The sequence below is a fragment of the Halomonas sp. ML-15 genome (assembly GCF_014779595.1).
GTDB lineage: Bacteria > Pseudomonadota > Gammaproteobacteria > Pseudomonadales > Halomonadaceae > Franzmannia.
Map to the genome: position 1 here is coordinate 228,123 of NZ_JACXZT010000019.1, position 16,266 is coordinate 244,388.

Annotated in this window: 16 protein-coding genes; 10 read left to right on the top strand and 6 right to left on the bottom strand. The window is 65.4% G+C overall.

Translation table 11 applies throughout. The features are described from left to right. Window positions 1-9: 9 nt before the first annotated feature. Entirely contained in the window at window positions 10-303 is a 294-nt protein-coding gene (locus IEI94_RS12660) for a hypothetical protein (RefSeq protein ID WP_191167671.1), read from the top strand. A 3-nt stretch (window positions 304-306) separates the two neighbouring features. On the opposite strand, the gene IEI94_RS12665 is transcribed toward IEI94_RS12660, so the two are convergent. Further along, window positions 307-1,518 (bottom strand): toxic anion resistance protein, encoded by a 1,212-nt coding sequence (locus tag IEI94_RS12665; RefSeq protein WP_191167672.1) that lies wholly within the window; start codon window positions 1,516-1,518, stop codon window positions 307-309. Between the two features lie 175 nt (window positions 1,519-1,693). On the opposite strand from IEI94_RS12665, the gene IEI94_RS12670 reads away from it, so the two are divergent. Beyond that, complete coding sequence (locus IEI94_RS12670; protein WP_191167673.1) at window positions 1,694-2,812, top strand: hypothetical protein; 1,119 nt, start codon at window positions 1,694-1,696, stop codon at window positions 2,810-2,812. On the opposite strand, the gene IEI94_RS12675 is transcribed toward IEI94_RS12670, so the two are convergent. Continuing rightward, entirely contained in the window at window positions 2,791-3,732 is a 942-nt protein-coding gene (locus IEI94_RS12675) for a cobyrinic acid a,c-diamide synthase (RefSeq protein ID WP_191167674.1), read from the bottom strand. The two genes, IEI94_RS12670 and IEI94_RS12675, sit on opposite strands and share 22 nt — an antisense overlap. A gap of 126 nt (window positions 3,733-3,858) precedes the next feature. Between IEI94_RS12675 and IEI94_RS12680 the strand changes: the two genes are divergently transcribed. Beyond that, the gene (locus IEI94_RS12680; RefSeq protein WP_191167675.1) at window positions 3,859-4,683 is read left to right on the top strand and encodes a helix-turn-helix transcriptional regulator; all 825 of its coding nucleotides are present in this window, start codon (window positions 3,859-3,861) and stop codon (window positions 4,681-4,683) included. Between the two features lie 4 nt (window positions 4,684-4,687). Here IEI94_RS12680 and IEI94_RS12685 read toward each other — a convergent pair whose 3' ends face one another. After that, window positions 4,688-5,920 (bottom strand): M20 family metallo-hydrolase, encoded by a 1,233-nt coding sequence (locus tag IEI94_RS12685; RefSeq protein WP_191167676.1) that lies wholly within the window; start codon window positions 5,918-5,920, stop codon window positions 4,688-4,690. Between the two features lie 155 nt (window positions 5,921-6,075). Between IEI94_RS12685 and IEI94_RS12690 the strand changes: the two genes are divergently transcribed. The 7 genes from IEI94_RS12690 to IEI94_RS12720 all read left to right on the top strand — a co-directional run bounded on the left by IEI94_RS12690 (window position 6,076) and on the right by IEI94_RS12720 (window position 14,008). Beyond that, entirely contained in the window at window positions 6,076-7,506 is a 1,431-nt protein-coding gene (locus IEI94_RS12690; RefSeq protein WP_191169565.1) for an aminotransferase, read from the top strand. 207 nt (window positions 7,507-7,713) lie between these two features. Next, window positions 7,714-9,063: a Na+/H+ antiporter NhaC family protein gene (locus IEI94_RS12695; RefSeq protein ID WP_191167677.1), complete on the top strand. Its 1,350-nt coding sequence runs from the start codon at window positions 7,714-7,716 to the stop codon at window positions 9,061-9,063. 8 nt (window positions 9,064-9,071) lie between these two features. Next, entirely contained in the window at window positions 9,072-10,184 is a 1,113-nt protein-coding gene (gene aguA, locus IEI94_RS12700; RefSeq protein WP_191167678.1) for an agmatine deiminase, read from the top strand. Between the two features lie 87 nt (window positions 10,185-10,271). Next, entirely contained in the window at window positions 10,272-11,729 is a 1,458-nt protein-coding gene (locus tag IEI94_RS12705; RefSeq protein ID WP_191167679.1) for a Na+/H+ antiporter NhaC family protein, read from the top strand. 10 nt (window positions 11,730-11,739) lie between these two features. Continuing rightward, window positions 11,740-12,843, top strand: coding sequence for a class II histone deacetylase (locus tag IEI94_RS12710; protein ID WP_191167680.1), 1,104 nt, complete (start codon window positions 11,740-11,742; stop codon window positions 12,841-12,843). A 32-nt stretch (window positions 12,844-12,875) separates the two neighbouring features. Next, complete coding sequence (locus IEI94_RS12715) at window positions 12,876-13,673, top strand: helix-turn-helix transcriptional regulator (protein WP_191167681.1); 798 nt, start codon at window positions 12,876-12,878, stop codon at window positions 13,671-13,673. 68 nt (window positions 13,674-13,741) lie between these two features. Beyond that, window positions 13,742-14,008 carry a hypothetical protein gene (locus IEI94_RS12720; RefSeq protein WP_191167682.1) on the top strand — a complete coding sequence of 89 codons (267 nt, stop codon included), beginning with the start codon at window positions 13,742-13,744 and terminating at the stop codon, window positions 14,006-14,008. 3 nt (window positions 14,009-14,011) lie between these two features. Here IEI94_RS12720 and IEI94_RS12725 read toward each other — a convergent pair whose 3' ends face one another. From IEI94_RS12725 to IEI94_RS12735, 3 genes are all read right to left on the bottom strand, one after another. Next, window positions 14,012-14,710, bottom strand: a complete 699-nt coding sequence (locus IEI94_RS12725; RefSeq protein ID WP_191167683.1) for an extensin family protein — start codon at window positions 14,708-14,710, stop codon at window positions 14,012-14,014. Between the two features lie 122 nt (window positions 14,711-14,832). Then, complete coding sequence (locus IEI94_RS12730) at window positions 14,833-15,813, bottom strand: TAXI family TRAP transporter solute-binding subunit (RefSeq protein ID WP_191167684.1); 981 nt, start codon at window positions 15,811-15,813, stop codon at window positions 14,833-14,835. Between the two features lie 48 nt (window positions 15,814-15,861). After that, window positions 15,862-16,266, bottom strand: a complete 405-nt coding sequence (locus tag IEI94_RS12735; protein ID WP_191167685.1) for a carboxymuconolactone decarboxylase family protein — start codon at window positions 16,264-16,266, stop codon at window positions 15,862-15,864.

Consider the following 16,266-nt stretch of genomic DNA (forward strand, 5'->3'; position numbering starts at 1 on the left):
AGCGCCATCATGCAACCTGAAGATGATCTCTTTGCCCGCCTCAAGGCGGCGCTGAAACGGCTCGATGCCGAGATTGATGCGCTGGCCGCCAAGGCGCGCCAGGCCGGTGACGAGGCGCGCAGCCGATACGCCGATGACCTCGAGCGGCTCAAGCGACGTCGGGTCGAACTGGAGGTGCGCCTGGATGCCCTGCGCTGGGCCAGCGAGGCGGCGTTCAGCTCCCTCGCCCGCGGACTGGAAGACGGTGCCGGATTGGCGCGCAAGGCATTTCGCGACGCCAGTGCGCGCTTCCGTCAGGGCTGACGCTCAGGGCCCATCGGAGCCTGGACTCGCCTCGTCACCGGGCTGGGCGCGGTTGCCGCGCTGATAGCGCGACACCGCCGCCCCGCCCTTTTCGGCCAGCTGCGCCAGGCGGTCGATCTGGGCATCGAGGGCCGGTAGCGCCTCGCGGCGATAGCGCGACAGGTCATCGATGGCGCCCATCACATCCCCAAACGCCTCCTCCAACGTCTGCATATCGAGCATCGACGACGACGCCCGGGTCTGAATATCCACGCCCTGCTGTCGCAGTGCCTTGGCGGTGCCGCCGATCATCTGAGAGGTGGTCGAATTGAGCGCCTCGACGCGGTCCAGCACCAGCCGCTGGTTGGCCATCGCCAGGGCGACGGTGACCGCTACCGTGAGCGCCGACACGGTAACGTTGATCGCCCGGTCGACACCGCGCATCAGCTCGCGGTTGTTGCGGATGATCACTTCCAGCGCCAGCACGCCCTGCTGGCACACCGCCTGCTGCTGCTGCAGATCGACGATGCGTTGGCGTAGCGGAAACAGCAGCTCCTCTTCGACGAAGCGCCGCTGCTCGTCCTGCTCATCGCGACGGGCAACGGCCCGCTGCAGCCGCACGTCGATCAGTCGTCCCAACTCGACCTGGCGGTTGAGCTGGTCAAGGGAGGCACGTAGCGCTTCCTGATCGTCGCCCAGCGTCAGGTTGTCGCGATACAGCATATCGCGCCCGCCTTCCAGCTCGGCAATGATCGCATCCAGCGCCTCTTGGGCATTCTCGAACTTGCGGAAGTAGCGCTGCAGCCGGCTGCCGGCTCCCGGCACCAGCGCCAGCACGCGGTCCAGCGGGCTCGCCGTCAAGCGGTGCTGGGACGGGTCGAGGCGTTGCATGCGGCCACGCAGGTCAACCAGCGCCTGGGCCACCGGCCCGCCGTCGTCGCCCTGATGAGCCAGCTTGCGCAATGGGGTCTGCAGCATGGCGCTCTGGTGCGAGGCCTGCTGCTGCAGCTCGCGCCCCATCTCATCCACCGCATGCCGCTTGCGCGCCAGGTCAGCCTGCTCGCCGTCGGCCAGCACATCGTCGACGAAGGCGGCGGCCATGGCCTCGAGCTCGGGATCGGCGGATGCCTCCTCCTCTGGGGACGCATCTTGGGCGCCTGCCTCATCGAGCTGCCGCTCGATCTCGGCCAGCGGCGGCAGGGAAAGCGGTGAACGCTGTGGGTCTTGCTCGCTCATGGCGGACACTCCTTGCGTCTCGGCTATCAGCCTAGATTACCTCACCTGATGCAGCGCCCATAATTCCGTCAATAAATAGCAAGGCATTACAGCCAGCCGCCGTGAGAGGTTCTATGATCCATCTACGTACCGGTCTCCGTTCGTATCCCTCAGTCCACTTCACAAGGAAGATCCCGTGGCCTCACTTCTACCCGCACGACCGCTATTCATCGGCCTCATGCTTGCCGTGGCCTCAATCACTGCCTCGTTCACTACTAGCCATGCCGCTGAGACATCGCCAGCCCCAGCCCACAACGCAGCAACCTTGGGCGAGCGCCTGCTCGGCGAAATCACCAGCGCTGACGAGCTGAACGGCAATGACGGCAGCTTCTATCAGCGCCATCACCTGGCCCTCGAGGCCGGCAGCCTAGTCGAATTCGAGCTCGGTGGTGCGCTACGCGGCAGCCTGTCACTGTTCGGCCCCAGCGGCCAGTGGCTGACGGCCACCCACGACGATCCCGAGGAGGCGCCGGTGCGACTCCGCCAGCGCATCGGCGAAGACGGCGACTATCTCGTGGTCGTCAGCGGCCGGGACGCGCGCAGTTTCGGGCCCTACTTCCTCGACAGCCGCCAACTGGAGATGCTGGATGGCGGCACTATCACCGCGCCTGTAGAGCTGACCGGCTGGCTGGATGGCATCGACAACCGCTATCAGCTGCAGATCGAGGAGGCCGGCCTGTATATCATCAATATGCGCTCCCAGGACTTGGACGCTTTTCTGGAGCTGACCGGCCCAGAGGGCTTCGCTCTCAGCGATGACGACAGCGGCCACGGCCTCGATGCACGGCTGACCACCCTGCTCGATGCCGGCGAGTACACCCTGGTGGCTCGCGCCTCACATGGTTACGGTCAGGGCGTCTACTCGCTGGATATCTCGGCCCAGGCCATGCCGGACGATAACGACATGCACAACGGCGGTCCGTTGGCCCTGGATACGCGGGTCAGCGGCTGGTTCCACGGCAAGGAGATCGACTATCAGATCACGCTGAGTGAGCGCCTGGAAGTGGTGATCGACATGCAGTCGGCGGACTTCGACAGCTATCTGACCCTGGTGGGTGACGACATAATGCTGAGCGACGATGACGGTGGTGATGGTCTCGATGCGCGAATTGAAGCGCTACTCGAACCGGGCCAATACACCATCCGGGCCGGCAGTTTCGGTTCGGGTAGCGGCCGCTTTAGCCTCTCGACACGCACCTCGGCGGTAACGGATGAGGGTGGCGACAATGCGCTTCAGTCGATGCTGCGGCCGTAGCGCTCGGCACGATCGACGAAGCGGCGCAGCTCTTCCAGGGCCTGGTCGGTGCCGCGGGATGCCTGAGGGCGATTGGTCTCGATGCGCGCCATGGCCACCGCGGTATCGTCGAGCACGGTCAGCGCCGACTCATTGCGGGCGGCGAGCTGCTTGAGCCGCCGCTCGGTGCTCTCGAGCAGCTCCAGGCGTCGCTTGAGTGCCACCCGCTCCTCGACACTGAGCTGCGCCTCCTTGGCCAGCCGCCGCCGTACGAAGGCTTCGTCGACGCCCACCACGCCGCTGGCCTGGGAGGCCATCGAGGTAAGCGTGTCCACCGCCCCCAGGCATACCTCCCTGACCAGGCCGCGAGAGCGCTCGAAGGCCATTTCGCCGTTTTCGAAGCGGCTGCCGAGCACGCCCAGCACATGGCGGTAACGGCTGTAGAGGCGGTCGGCCTGAATCGCCAGGTCCGGGCGCCGCACATCGAGCAGGCGCTGTTTGGCCACGCATAGCGCGCGCACCAGGTCGTCGGCGTCGGCCGGCGGCCGCGCCGGATCGAGCACCGCGACCCCGCTCTCATAGGCGTTGCGCTCCTGCTCGGCCCGCTGGCGCTCAGCATCATGGGCCATCTGCGCCTGGCGGCGACGCTCGCTGCGACGCGACCACCAGCCGCGCATCCGCCGTTCCAGCGGCAGCGATACGGCGATCGCCCCCAACCCTGCCAACCACCCCAGCAGGCTCGGTGAAAAACCGCCCCACAGCGAGGTCAGCCACAGCAGCACGCTGACAAACGGGAACAGCAGGCAGTAGCGGGAGATGACCTGCCAGCGGTTGGGGGAGGCCAGCGGCACCGCCAGACGCGGATTGGCCAGCCCCACCAGCAGCCATGGCAGGCAGGTCATGAACAGTCCATAGGAAAACCCCTGCAGAAATCCCAGCATCGGCTCGTGGTCCTTATACCTCGGGCAAGCAGTCTCGAGTGTAGAGTAAGCGTGTCGTCAGGATAAGAGGCCAGCACCACCGTGGTAAGCTCCAAGTTCATCAATGAGTGCTCCTTCGGACCCGACATGCCCTTCACCGACCTGCTCGCACGCCCCGAAAGCTTCGCCTGGCATCAGCAACTGGCGCGCCTGCTACGTGGCGCGGCAGCATCTGACTTCCCGTTGGCGCTGGAGCACTGCCTGCGCGATCTGGTGGCATACGACACCATCCTGATCAACGCCTATCGCGGGCGCCGTCGGCCGCTGCTGATCCATGACGACTATCCCGAGGCTCAGCGCGAACAGGGCATCGAACGCTATCTCAGCGAGGCCTATCTACTCGATCCGTTTTTCACCGCGGTCAGCGACGGCCTCGACCACGGCGCCCATCGCCTGCGCGAGCTGGCGCCGGATCGTTTCGAGTCGAGCGACTACTACCACCACTATTACCGCGCCTTGGGCCTGCACGACGAGGTCGGGCTGTTCGCACGGGTCGACAGCGACGAGGTGATCGCGGTATCGCTGGGCTTCGGTGCCGACGCGCCGCCGCTGACGCGTCGCAGCATGCAGGCGCTGCGTCATCTGGCACCGCTGATCGAGGCGCTGCTGGCGGAGTACTGGAAGTGGCAGGGCGGACAGTTTCAGCAGCGCCTCGACGAGCGCGAACCAGTGGAGGCGGCTTTCGCCAGCTTCGGCCGCGAGGCGCTCACCGCCCGCGAGCAGGAGATCGTTCGGCTACTGCTGGCCGGCCACTCGACCAAATCGGTGGCGCGCACGCTGGAGATCAGCGACGGCACCGTCAAGGTGCATCGCAAGCACATCTACCAGCGCCTGGCAGTCTCCAGCCAGTCGCAGCTGTTCCGGCTGTTCCTCGACCACGTGGCGCTGGTCTCCCGTCAGCGCAGTCGCTAGAGGACTAGCGGTTGGCCAGCTCGATCAGCGCATCGCACAGTACCTGGGCGCCCTCGGCGCACTGCTCGGGGGAGGAATACTCCGCCTCGTTGTGGCTGATACCGTCACGGCAGGGAATGAAGATCATCGCCGTAGGCGCGACCCGCGAGACATAGACGGCGTCGTGGCCAGCGCCGCTCAGCATGCGCCGATAGGGCAGCTCCCGGGCCTTGGCGGCGGCTTCCACGGCATCGATACAGGCGGCATCGAAGGCCACCACCGGCGAGGCCCAGATGCGTTCGCTATGTGGCGTGACGCCGAAGGCCTCGCCGGCGGCAGCCAATTCCTTCTCGAAGCGCGCTTCCAGGGCGTCGAGCTCGGCCTCGTCGATATGCCGCAAGTCGATGGTGAGGCTCACCTCACCGGGCACCACATTACGCGACGCGGCATCGATCTCCAGGGTCCCGCAGGTGACCTTGGTGTCGCCGCTGGGATCCGCCAGGGCGTGGGCCTGGAGGCGGTCGATAAAGCGCGCCGCGGCGGCCAGGGCATCGCGCCGGTAGCGCATCGGCGTGGGCCCGGCATGGGACGACTGCCCGCGCAGCGTGACGTCGAACCATCGCATGCCCTGCACGCCAGTCACCACGCCGATCGCCTCGTGGTTCTCCTCCAGCACCGGGCCCTGCTCGATATGTAGCTCAAGAAAGCCGGCGAGACGCGGCTCGCCCACCGCCAGATCGCCCTTGAAACCGGTCGCAGCGAGCGCCTCACCGAGGCTCACACCGTCGCGATCGCGCCGCGCCAGGGTCGACTCGACGCTGAACACCCCGGCATAGGTGCCTGACGCCACCATCGCCGGCGCGAAGCGGCTGCCCTCCTCGTTGCTCCACACCACCAGCTCCAGCGGTCGCTCAGTGACGACACCGTGATCGTCGAGGGTGCGCAACGCCTCGAGGCCAGCCAGCACACCGAGCACGCCATCGAAGCGTCCCCCCTTGGGCTGGGTATCCAGATGGCTGCCAATGCCGATCGGATCCAGGTCGTCACGCTTGCCGGCGCGGCGCAGGAACATATTGCCGACGCCATCGACCCGCAGCGTGCAGCCCAAGGCCTGGCACCAATCGATCAACAGCTGCCGCCCGGCGGCATCCTCTTCGGTCAGTGCCAGCCGGTGGCTACCACCGTTGGGGCTGGGGCCGATCTCGGCCATGGCCATCAGGGAATCCCACAGCCGTTGCGCGTCGATGGATAGCGTCATGGGTGCCTCGTCGTTTGTGGTTGTCGGTCAGATAAGCTTAGAAAGCGGCCTCACCTGCCACCATACCCCAATCGGGATATATTCCCGCCAGGTCGCCCCTGGCTAGTCTGGCCCTACCGATAACAACGGACGAGGCCACGACCATGTCACTCAAGATGCCATCCAACCGCCCCGCTGGACCGCAGCCTATCTCACAGACCCGCCAGCAACTCGACGCCCAGGCGCTGTGGCAGAAGGACAAGGATCACTTCATCCACCCCTTCACCGACTACAGCCTGTTCCATGACAAGGGCTGCGATCTGATCACCGAGAGCGACGGCATCTACGTCGAGGACGTCCACGGCAACCGTTTCATCGACGGCATCGCCGGCCTGTGGTGCGTCAACGTCGGCCACGGCCGTGCCGAGATCGGCCAGGCCATGGCCGAGCAGGCCACCCGCATGGCCTACTTCTCCACCTTCAACAACCTCTCCAATGCCCCGGCGGCGGAGCTGGCCGCCAAGCTCGCCGCGCTGGCCCCGGCCCACCTCAATCACGTTTTCTTCAGCTGCGGCGGCTCGACGGCCAACGACGCCACCGTTCGCCTGGTGCACTACTACTTCAACCGCCTGGGCAAACCCAACAAGAAGCGCATCCTGTCGCGCAACAACGCCTATCACGGCACTACCTACCTGGCGGCGAGCCTGACCGGCATCGAGAGCAACAACTGGGACTTCGACACCCTGGATCACCTGGTCACTCACCTCAGCGAGGCCAACCTCTACCGCCGCCCCGAGGGGATGAGCGAAGCGGACTACTGCGATCACCTGGTGGCCGAACTCGAAGACACCATCGCCGACATCGGCGCCGACAATATCGCTGCCTTTATCGCCGAGCCGATCATGGGCGCCGGCGGCGTGCTGATGCCGCCCCAGGGCTACCACGCCCGCATCCAGGCGGTGTGCCGTGCCAATGAGATCCTCTTCATCGCAGACGAGGTGGTCACCGCTTTCGGCCGTCTGGGCCACTTCTTCGCCTCCGAAGCGGTGTTCGATACCCAGCCGGACATCATCAACTGCGCCAAGGGCCTATCGTCGGGCTACGCGCCCCTCGGCGCCACCCTGATCTCCGACGAACTCTTCAAGGTGCTCAGCACGCCCCAGGGCAAGGGCGGCGTGCTGAGCACCGGCTTCACCTACTCCGGCCATCCGGTGAGCTGCGCGGCGGCGCTGAAGAATATCGAGATCATCGAGCGCGAGCGTATCTGCGAGAACGTCCGCGAGGTGGGCCCCTACCTGGAACACAAGCTCAAGACCCTGGCGAATCACGAGACGGTGGGCGATGTGCGTGGCAGCCACTTTATGCTGGCCATCGAGAACGTCGCCGACAAGGCCACCAAGGAGCTGCTGCCGGTGGAGGCGCGGGTCGGCGACCGAGTCGCCGCCGAGGCCCAGAAGCGTGGCCTGATCATCCGCCCGGTGGGGCACCTCAATATCATCTCGCCGCCGCTGATCTGGGACCGCGACACCGTGGATCGGGTGGTGGCGATCCTCGACGAGGCCTTCGCCGCCACCACGGCGAGCCTGCGCGCCGACGGCTATCTGTGAAAGCTGCTTTCACCACTCGGCACGGGAGATGAGCTGTTCCGGCGACAAGCCTGCGCGAGGGCGCTGTGCCCCCTTCCATGGGCGCTACTTTTGCCGTCCCTGGCAAAAGACCCTCGCTTCGTCTTGCCCCCGGCGCTCATCTCTCTACTCCAAGGCCGGCTGACCGGCTCTTGAGACATCGACCACAACGATAATAGAGAGTGTTGTATGGAAAGTTTTGGCGCCTGGAGCCTGCTCCCCACACTGGTGGTGCTGGGCATGGCCATTATCACCCGCCGCACCATCGAGTCGCTGATGACCGGGGCCCTGGTGGGCCTGCTGATGATCGACCCCACCACCGTAGTCACCCAGGGCTCGGATATCCTGCTCAGCGTGCTGGGCAACGACACCGTGACCTGGATCATCCTGGTCTGCGGGCTGTTCGGCAGCCTGATCGCCCTGCTGGTCAAGACCGGCGGCGTGCTCAGCTTCGGCGACGCCGTCACCAAGCGCATCCATAGCCGCCGCCAGAGCCTGCTGGCCACCTGGATGCTGGGTCTGGTGATCTTCGTCGACGACTACCTCAATGCGCTGACCATCAGCGCCTCGATGAAGAAGATCACCGATCGCTTCAAGGTCTCTCGGGAGAAGCTCGCCTATATCGTCGACTCCACGGCGGCACCGATCTGCATTCTGGTGCCCTTCTCCACCTGGGCGGTGTTCTTCGCCGGCCTGCTGGAGGAGAACGACGTGGCCGGCAACGGCATGGGCCTCTATATCGAGGCGATTCCCTATATGTTCTACGCCTGGGTGGCCGCCGCCGTGGTGCCGCTGGTGGCGCTGGGCTGGATTCCCAACCTCGGCCCCATGAAGGCCGCCGAGGAACGCGCCGCCGCCGGTCAGCTGATGCCGGACGGCGTCAACGACAACGCCCTGGAGGTGGAAGATAGCGGCGGCAAGCAGCGCCCTCACCTGCTCAACTTCTTGCTGCCCATCGCCACCCTGATCTTCTTCACCTGGTACTTCGAGATCGACATCCTGCGCGGCGTCATCGTCGCCCTGGCCGTGACCCTGGTACTGATCGCTACCCAGCGGCTGCTGAGCTTCCACGACACCTTCGACACCGCCCTCGACGGTTTCAAGGCGATGATCATGCCACTCGGCACCCTGGTGGCCGGCTTCACCCTCAAGGAGGTCAACGATGTGCTGGGGCTCACCGACTACGTGATCGCCACCGTCCAGCCGCTGATGACCCCTGGCATGCTGCCGGCGGTGGTCTTCGTCACCATGGCCTTCCTGGCCTTCGCCACCGGCTCCTTCTGGGGCATCTTCGCCGTGGCCATGCCCATCGTGCTGCCGCTGGCGGCCAGCATGGACAGCCATATGCCGCTGGTGATCGGCGCCCTGATCTCGGCCAGCGCCTTCGGCAGCCACGCCTGCTTCTACGGCGACTCCACGGTGCTCTCCGCTCAGGGCAGCGGCTGCACCCCCATGGCCCACGCCCTGACCCAGTTGCCCTATGTGCTGATCGCCGCCGCCATCGCCGCTGCGATCTTTCTGATGGTCGGCCACCTGTGAGACCCGTGATGAACCAGCCAATCCTCGATACCGTCACCACCCAAACAACGCCTCGGGCCCAGGGCTTCGCCATGCCCGCCGAGTTCGCTCCCCACGACGCCTGCTGGATGCTCTGGCCCCAGCGCCCCGACACCTGGCGCTATGGCGCCAAGCCGGCCCAGCAGGCCTTCGCCGAGGTAGCCTGCGCCATCGCCGAGAGCGAGACGGTGTTCGTCGGCGTCAACGACGAGCAGTACGAGAACGCCCGCAACCAGCTGCCCGCCCATATCCGCGTGGTGGAGCTCTCCAGCAACGACGCCTGGATGCGCGACATGGGCCCCACCTTCCTGACCCACCCGGACGGCCGCCTGGCCATGGTCGACTGGGTGTTCAACGCCTGGGGCGGCCTCAAGGGGGGCCTCTACTTCCCCTGGGACAAGGACAAGCGCATCCGCACCAAGATCGCCGAGATGCTCGGCATCCCGCGCTTCGAGGCGCCGGTGGTGCTGGAGGGCGGCGCCATTCATGTGGATGGCGAGGGCACCCTGATCACCACCGAGGCGTGCCTGCTCAATCCCAACCGTAACCCGGAGATGAGCCGCGAGGCGATGGAAGAGGTGCTCCGAGAGTACTTGGGCGTGGAGAAGGTGATCTGGCTGCCCCGTGGCTGCCACCTGGATGAGACCGACGGCCACGTCGACAACCTCTGCTGCTTCGTCGCCCCGGGCCAGGTGGCCCTGACCTGGTGCGAGGACGACGCAGACCCCCAGGCTGCCATCTCCCGGGAGGCCCTGGCGGTGCTGGAAGCGGCCACCGACGCCCGGGGCCGGCCGCTGACCGTGCACAAGCTGCCCCAGCCCGGCCCGCTGTATATCGCCGAGGACGAGGCCAGCGGCCTGGATCGCCTCAACAGCTCCCATCCGCGCCAGCCCGGCGACCGTATGGCCGGCTCCTACGTCAACTTCTATATCGGCAACTCGGTGGTGGTGATGCCCTTCCTGGATCCCGTCCACGACGAAGCGGCCCGGACGATCATCCAGGAGCTATTCCCCGACAAGCGGGTGATCGGCGTGCCGGCCCGGGAGATCCTGCTGGGCGGCGGCAATATCCACTGCATTTCCCAGCAGCAGCCGTGCGTCTGAGCCGCCATTGTCCCCTTGGGGACAATGCAGTCTGATCGCTCGCAGTGCTACCAATAGAGCATCGTATAACAACAAAGGACATCGGCTATGCCGCACTCTTCCAAGGGCCTAGCGGCCTCACCCTATCGCTATGGCGGTGCCACCAAGGGAGGCCTGCTCTTCCTTGGTGCCGTGCTCATCGCCAGCCTGAGCGGCTTCTTGCTGATCGATGGCGACCACTATGGCCTCTACAGTTTGCTTCCCACCACGGTGGTCATCAGCATGGCGCTGATGACTCGACGCACGCTGGAAGCCTTGCTGGCGGGCGCCTTGAGCGGTTTCGTCATGCTCTCACCGACATCTGCAGTACAGGACATGGCTGTCAGCGGCTTGACCGTGATGCAGGACCCCACCATGGGGTGGATCATCCTGGTATGCGGCCTGCTCGGCAGCCTGATTGGCCTGCTGCAGTTCGCTCGCGGCACCGAGGCGTTCAGTCTCGCCGCCGGACGCCACTTGACCACCCGTCGCAGTGCCCTACTGGGTAGCGTCGGTCTCGGGGTGCTGATCTTCATCGACGACTACCTGAATGCCATGACGGTATCGGCAGCGATGAAGCGGCTGGCCGACAAGCTCAAGATCTCGCGCTCGATGCTGGCCTACATCGTCGACTCCACGGCTGCGCCCATCTGCCTACTGATTCCGTTCTCGACCTGGGCCATCTATCTCTCGGGGCTTCTCGAAAGTCACGATGTCGCCGAAACGGGCCAAGGCTTCGGCTACTATCTGACGCTGATTCCCTACCTGTTCTATCCTTGGGTGGCGCTGGTTATCGTAGTGCTGGTCGCCGGCGGCGTGATCCCCGCGCTGGGCAAGATGAAGCGTGCCGAGCAGGGCGATGAGGAGCGCGTGCCCGAGAGTAACGAGGACGATAATCCAGAGCAGTTCACCCACCGCCCCGCACGTCTTATCAACTTCCTGTTGCCCATCGCGACGCTGGTCTTCGCCACCTGGTGGTTCGAGATCGACGCGCTGATCGGCGTGGCGTTCGCCCTGCTGGTCACCCTTGCTCTCTATGTGGCGCAAGACATGGCGCCCCTCAATCGCCTGTTCGACGAGATCATCAAGGGACTGCAATTCATGCTGGTGCCCCTGGGGATCGTCTTCGCCGCCTTCATCCTGCAGGACGTCAACGAACAGCTGAGCCTGGCCGAGACCCTGATCGACTGGGTCATGCCAGTGATGGCGGGCCAGTGGCTGCCTGCCGTCACCTTCGTGATACTCGCCGGCCTCGCCTTTGCCACCGGCTCGTTCTGGGGAGTCTATGCCATTGCCTTCCCCATCGTGGTGCCCCTCGCGCTGGCCACCGATGCCTCGATGCCGCTCACGCTCGGCGCCATGATCTCCGCAGGAGCCTTCGGTTCGCATGCCTGCTTCTTTGGTGACGCCACGGTGCTCAGCGCCCGCGGATGCAGTATCACGCCGCTGCAGCACGCCTTGACGCAGTTACCCTATGTGCTGATCGCCGCGGCTTTCAGCGTCCTGCTATTCATTATCCTGGCCTGAGGAACTGACCATGCACCGCACCGGCTTCGCCTTTCATGAGCACTGCATGTGGCACGACACGGGGCCCTGCTCGGTCTTCGATGCACCGGGAGAGTTCGTCCAGCCCGCTCCAGCGGTGGAGCATCCCGAGTCCAAGCGCCGCTTGCGCAACCTGCTGGAAATGAGCGGTCTGATCGATGAGCTGGTGCCGCTCAAGGGGGAACCGGCCAGCGAAGAGGACCTGCTGCGCTTCCATACCGCACCTTACCTGGACAGACTGGCGGAAATGAGCGAGCGCGGCTTCGGCGATGCCGGCGAGTCTGCGCCCATACGCAAGGACAGCTACACCATCGCCCGTCGCTCCACCGGGCAAGCGATGATCGCCATGGAGGCCGTGCTTAGCGGCCAGTGCGACAACGCCTATGCGCTATGCCGGCCACCTGGCCACCATGCCGAGCGCGACCGAGGCCGGGGCTTTTGCCTGCTCGGCAATATCCCAGTGGCGATCATGGCGATGATGGCGCGACATTCACTGAGCCGGGTCGCCGTCATCGATTGGGACGTGCATCACGGCAACGGCACCCAGCAAGCGTTCTGGGATCGCGATGACGTGCTCGCGATCTCGCTGCACCACGACAACAACTACCCACTGGACAGCGGCCACTCTAGCGAACGGGGCAGCGGCCAGGGCTTCGGCTATACCCTCAACTTGCCACTACCCGCCGGCAGCGGTATCGGCGCTTACCTCACGGCGATCGACGAGGTCGTCGTACCGGCCCTTGACCGCTATCGTCCCGAGCTGATCGTGGTGGCGTGCGGCTTCGATGCCAGCGCCATGGATCCACTCGGCTGCATGATGCTCAACAGCAGCACCTATGCGGAGATGACCAGACAGCTGCTTGACGCTGCCCATCGGCTCTGCTCGGGTCGCCTGGTCATGGTGCACGAAGGCGGCTACTCGGCGGGCTATGTGCCGTTCTGTGGCCACGCGGTCATCCAGACCCTGGCCAAGAGTCAGACCGAGGCACAAGACCCGTTGAATGACGAAATCGCCCGCTGGGGCCAGCAATCGCTTCAGGACCATCAGCGCCCCTGGATCGACCAGGCGGCTGCCTTGCTGGCGGACATTCGTTAGTCTAGGAAGATCACCACCCGGGCAGCCACGCCATGCAACCTCCCCGTCACCCTGCCAAGCCGCCCCTGTCTCTGGCGCCAGTCGCCAAGCTGGCAGGGCTGGTGCGCTCGCCGGACTTCCTCGACGGGCTAGGGGAGGTATTGGCAGCGTACTTTCCCGGTATCAGCCATGCCGTGTTCCACTTCTCCGCTCAGGGTAGACCAACGATACTGGCCCATAACCTGGATGCTATGCGTCATCAGCGCGTCCTGGTGCCTTACGTGGAGCGCATGTACCTGCTCGACCCGATCTTCCAGCATTGGGAGCGGCACCGCGCCAGCGGCGTATGGTCACTGGACGAGCTGGCGCCAAGCGGCTTTCGCGACAGCGACTACTTCGCCACTTACTATCGCGAACTCGGCCTGCATGACGAAGCAGGAGCCTTCTTCCCCCTCACCGAGCAGGAGTGTCTATCCCTGTCGTTCGGCTTCTATCGGCCTTCGCCCACGCCGGCACCAGAGGAGGTGCTGGCGGTCTTGACCTATCTTTTCCCCCTGCTGGAATCGCTGATAGGCCAGTTCTGGCTGGCGAGCAGCCTGCACATGCCCAACGACGATGACCAAGCCCCCAGCCAGCTGCAGGATTTCGGGCGCGACGTGCTGAGCGATCGTGAGCGCGAGGTGGCCTGGCTGATCCTGCGTGGCCACAGCTCACCGGAAATTGCCCGCCAGCTGGGCATCACCCAGGGCACGGTCAAGAACCACCGCAAGCGGCTCTATACGCGCCTCAACATCAGCAGCCAGGCAGAGCTATTCCGCCAGTTCATGCTATTTCAGCAGCCGCCGGCGTGATCCACCATTGTCGCCCCGCTGGTCTGCTTCTAGGGTAAGAAGGCAAACCATGGAAAAGGAGCGCTGATATGCACGTGCAAGGAGCCAAGATGCGTCACAAGACCCGCGGTCTGCTGAGCTTGGCGGCCATCGCCTTGACCGCGCTGATACTGGCCGGCTGCGGTGCCACCACCGGCGAACGCGCCGCCAGCGGGGCCGGTGTTGGAGCCGCAGTGGGCGCCGGGGCGGGCGCCGCCACCGGCGGCAGCGCCACCCGCGGTGCCGTGATCGGCGCTGGCGCAGGTGCCGCCGCCGGTGCGCTGACCGACGAGGAGGATATCGACCTCAGCCAGTAACGCCTAGCGACACAGCCGGAAGCCGCGCATGCCGAAATGGAAGTGGTCGGCATGCGCGGCATTGTAGTCCGGCCCCAGCACATTGCCGAAGATATCGCAGGCGCCGTCCCGCGCCTCGCGTAGAAAGGCCCCCGCCTCGCCGTCATCGTCCCAGTCACGCTGAAGCGTCACCCGCCGTCCATCGGCGAAGCCGAAGCCTGCCACGTCGAATGCCTCTGCGGTGGCATGCTCGCTCAAGCGCCCCGTTTCACGCCCGTAGACGTTGCGGCAGCTGTAGCTGCCGTAGTGCTCGACGCTGGTCAGACGACTGCCGAACACCGCCTCGGCGGCGGGCTGCAGCCGCTGCCGCTCGTAGATCACCCAAGCCAGCGCCAGCGGGCAGTGGGCGACGAAGCTGGCATTGAAATCGACGCTGCTGCCCTGGACCCGCACCACGTTCTCCAGCGGGCACCCCTCCACCGGCTCATGATCGTCCAGCGCGGTATAGGCGAATTCACCGTCCGGCACCGTATCCAGCGCGGCCAGGCAGCCTTGGCGGTCGTCGGCCAACTGGCGCAGCTTCCATTTGCTGACCGGCGTCAGCGGGTCATCCACTGCCAGCGGTTCCCAAGGCGCCCAATGCTGAGGTACCGCTTCCCAGACGCGCTGATGCACCGCGGACACCGCGACGGCAACGATCAACAACAGGATAAACTTGCCCATGCACTGCCACCGGCGAAAGATTCACCCTCAGCCTAAGCGCTGGGCTCCACCGATGCGATAACCCCGGATAGCAGCAGGCCGCCCGACGGCGGCCTGGCGAGGTCGATGCATGGTGATCAAGCCTACTGGGCTTCAGGCGGCAGGGCCTCCTCGGGGATCTCCAGACCGGCCTCCTGGTAGTAACGCAGCGCGCCGGGATGCAGTGGCGTCGAGGTGTTGTCGAGGGCGATCTGCGCGGTCATGCCCTCCACCGGGGCGAAGCTCTCGGCGATGGCCTCGACGTTCTCCCAGTAGGCACGGGTCAGGTCGTAGGCGGTCTCCTCGTCCATGCTGCTGTTGGCGACGATGCCGATAAAGGTGCCCAGGGTAGTGGCCTCGGGGATATCGCGGTAGGTCTCGGCGGGGATGGTGGCCGGCGACAGGAACGGCAGCGCCTCGGTCACCGCCTCGAGCTGCTCATCGCTGAACGACAGGATATGCAGCGGCCGCGACGAGTGCACCTCGGTAAAGGCCGGGATCGGCGGCACCCCGTTATAGCTGAAGCCGACAATGCGCCCGTCGACCACCGCCTCGGCGGCATCATCCATGCGCATGCGCTGGAAATCCGGCTGGATGCCCAGTACCTCGAACACCATGTCGGTGATGTACTCGCCGCCGCCGCCAATGCTGCTGGGGTTGAAGCGCTGGCCCTCGAGGTCCTCGAAGGTCTCGATATCGCGATCCTGGCGCACCGCCCAGTGCATGGTCGACGGCGCCACCCAGGTGATCACCCGCATATCCGGGTTGTGGTGGTCGGTCTGCTGGCCTTCGCCGTGGTAGCCCTCATAGGCGCCGATGGCATCGATCAGCGCCAGGTCGATCTCGCCGCCGAGCAGGCGAATGGCGTTCTCCCGCGAGCCGCCAGTCTCGCGCACCGATATCTCGTGGTCGGTGGCACCGCTGACGATCCGCGACACCTCGGAGTAGCCGAAGTACCAGCCGCTGGCGCTGGGGGCCACGCCGATGCTCAGTGACTCACCGGCCAGCGCCGGAGTGGCGGCGACCAGCGTCGCGGACATCAGCGCCGCACTCAGGTGACGGCGCAGGAATGCTGTGGCGTGCATAAGTGATCTCCTATCTTGTGCTTCTCGTGTTGTTATTACCGCTCCGTATCACTCGCCGTCGCGAAACGCGATGCCCTCCTCGGCGAGCACTTCGCGGGCCACCCGGAAGCCGTCGATGGCTGCCGGAAAGCCGCAGTAGGCCGCGCTCTGCAGCAGTACCTCGCGGATTTCCGCCGGCGTACAGCCGTTGTTGAGCGCGCCCTTGAGGTGAATCTTGAGTTCATGGGGCCGGTTGAGGGCCACCATCATGCCCAGATTGACCAGGCTGCGAGTCTGCCGCGGCAGCCCCTCGCGGGTCCAGATATCGCCCCAGCAGTTGCGAGTCACCAGCTCCTGGAGCGGCCAGCTGAAGTCGTCGGCGCCGTCCAGCGAGCGGTCGACGTAGGCGTCGCCGAGCACCTCGCGGCGCACGGCGATCCCCTGGGGATCGAGACTGTCGTTACGATGGCTCAT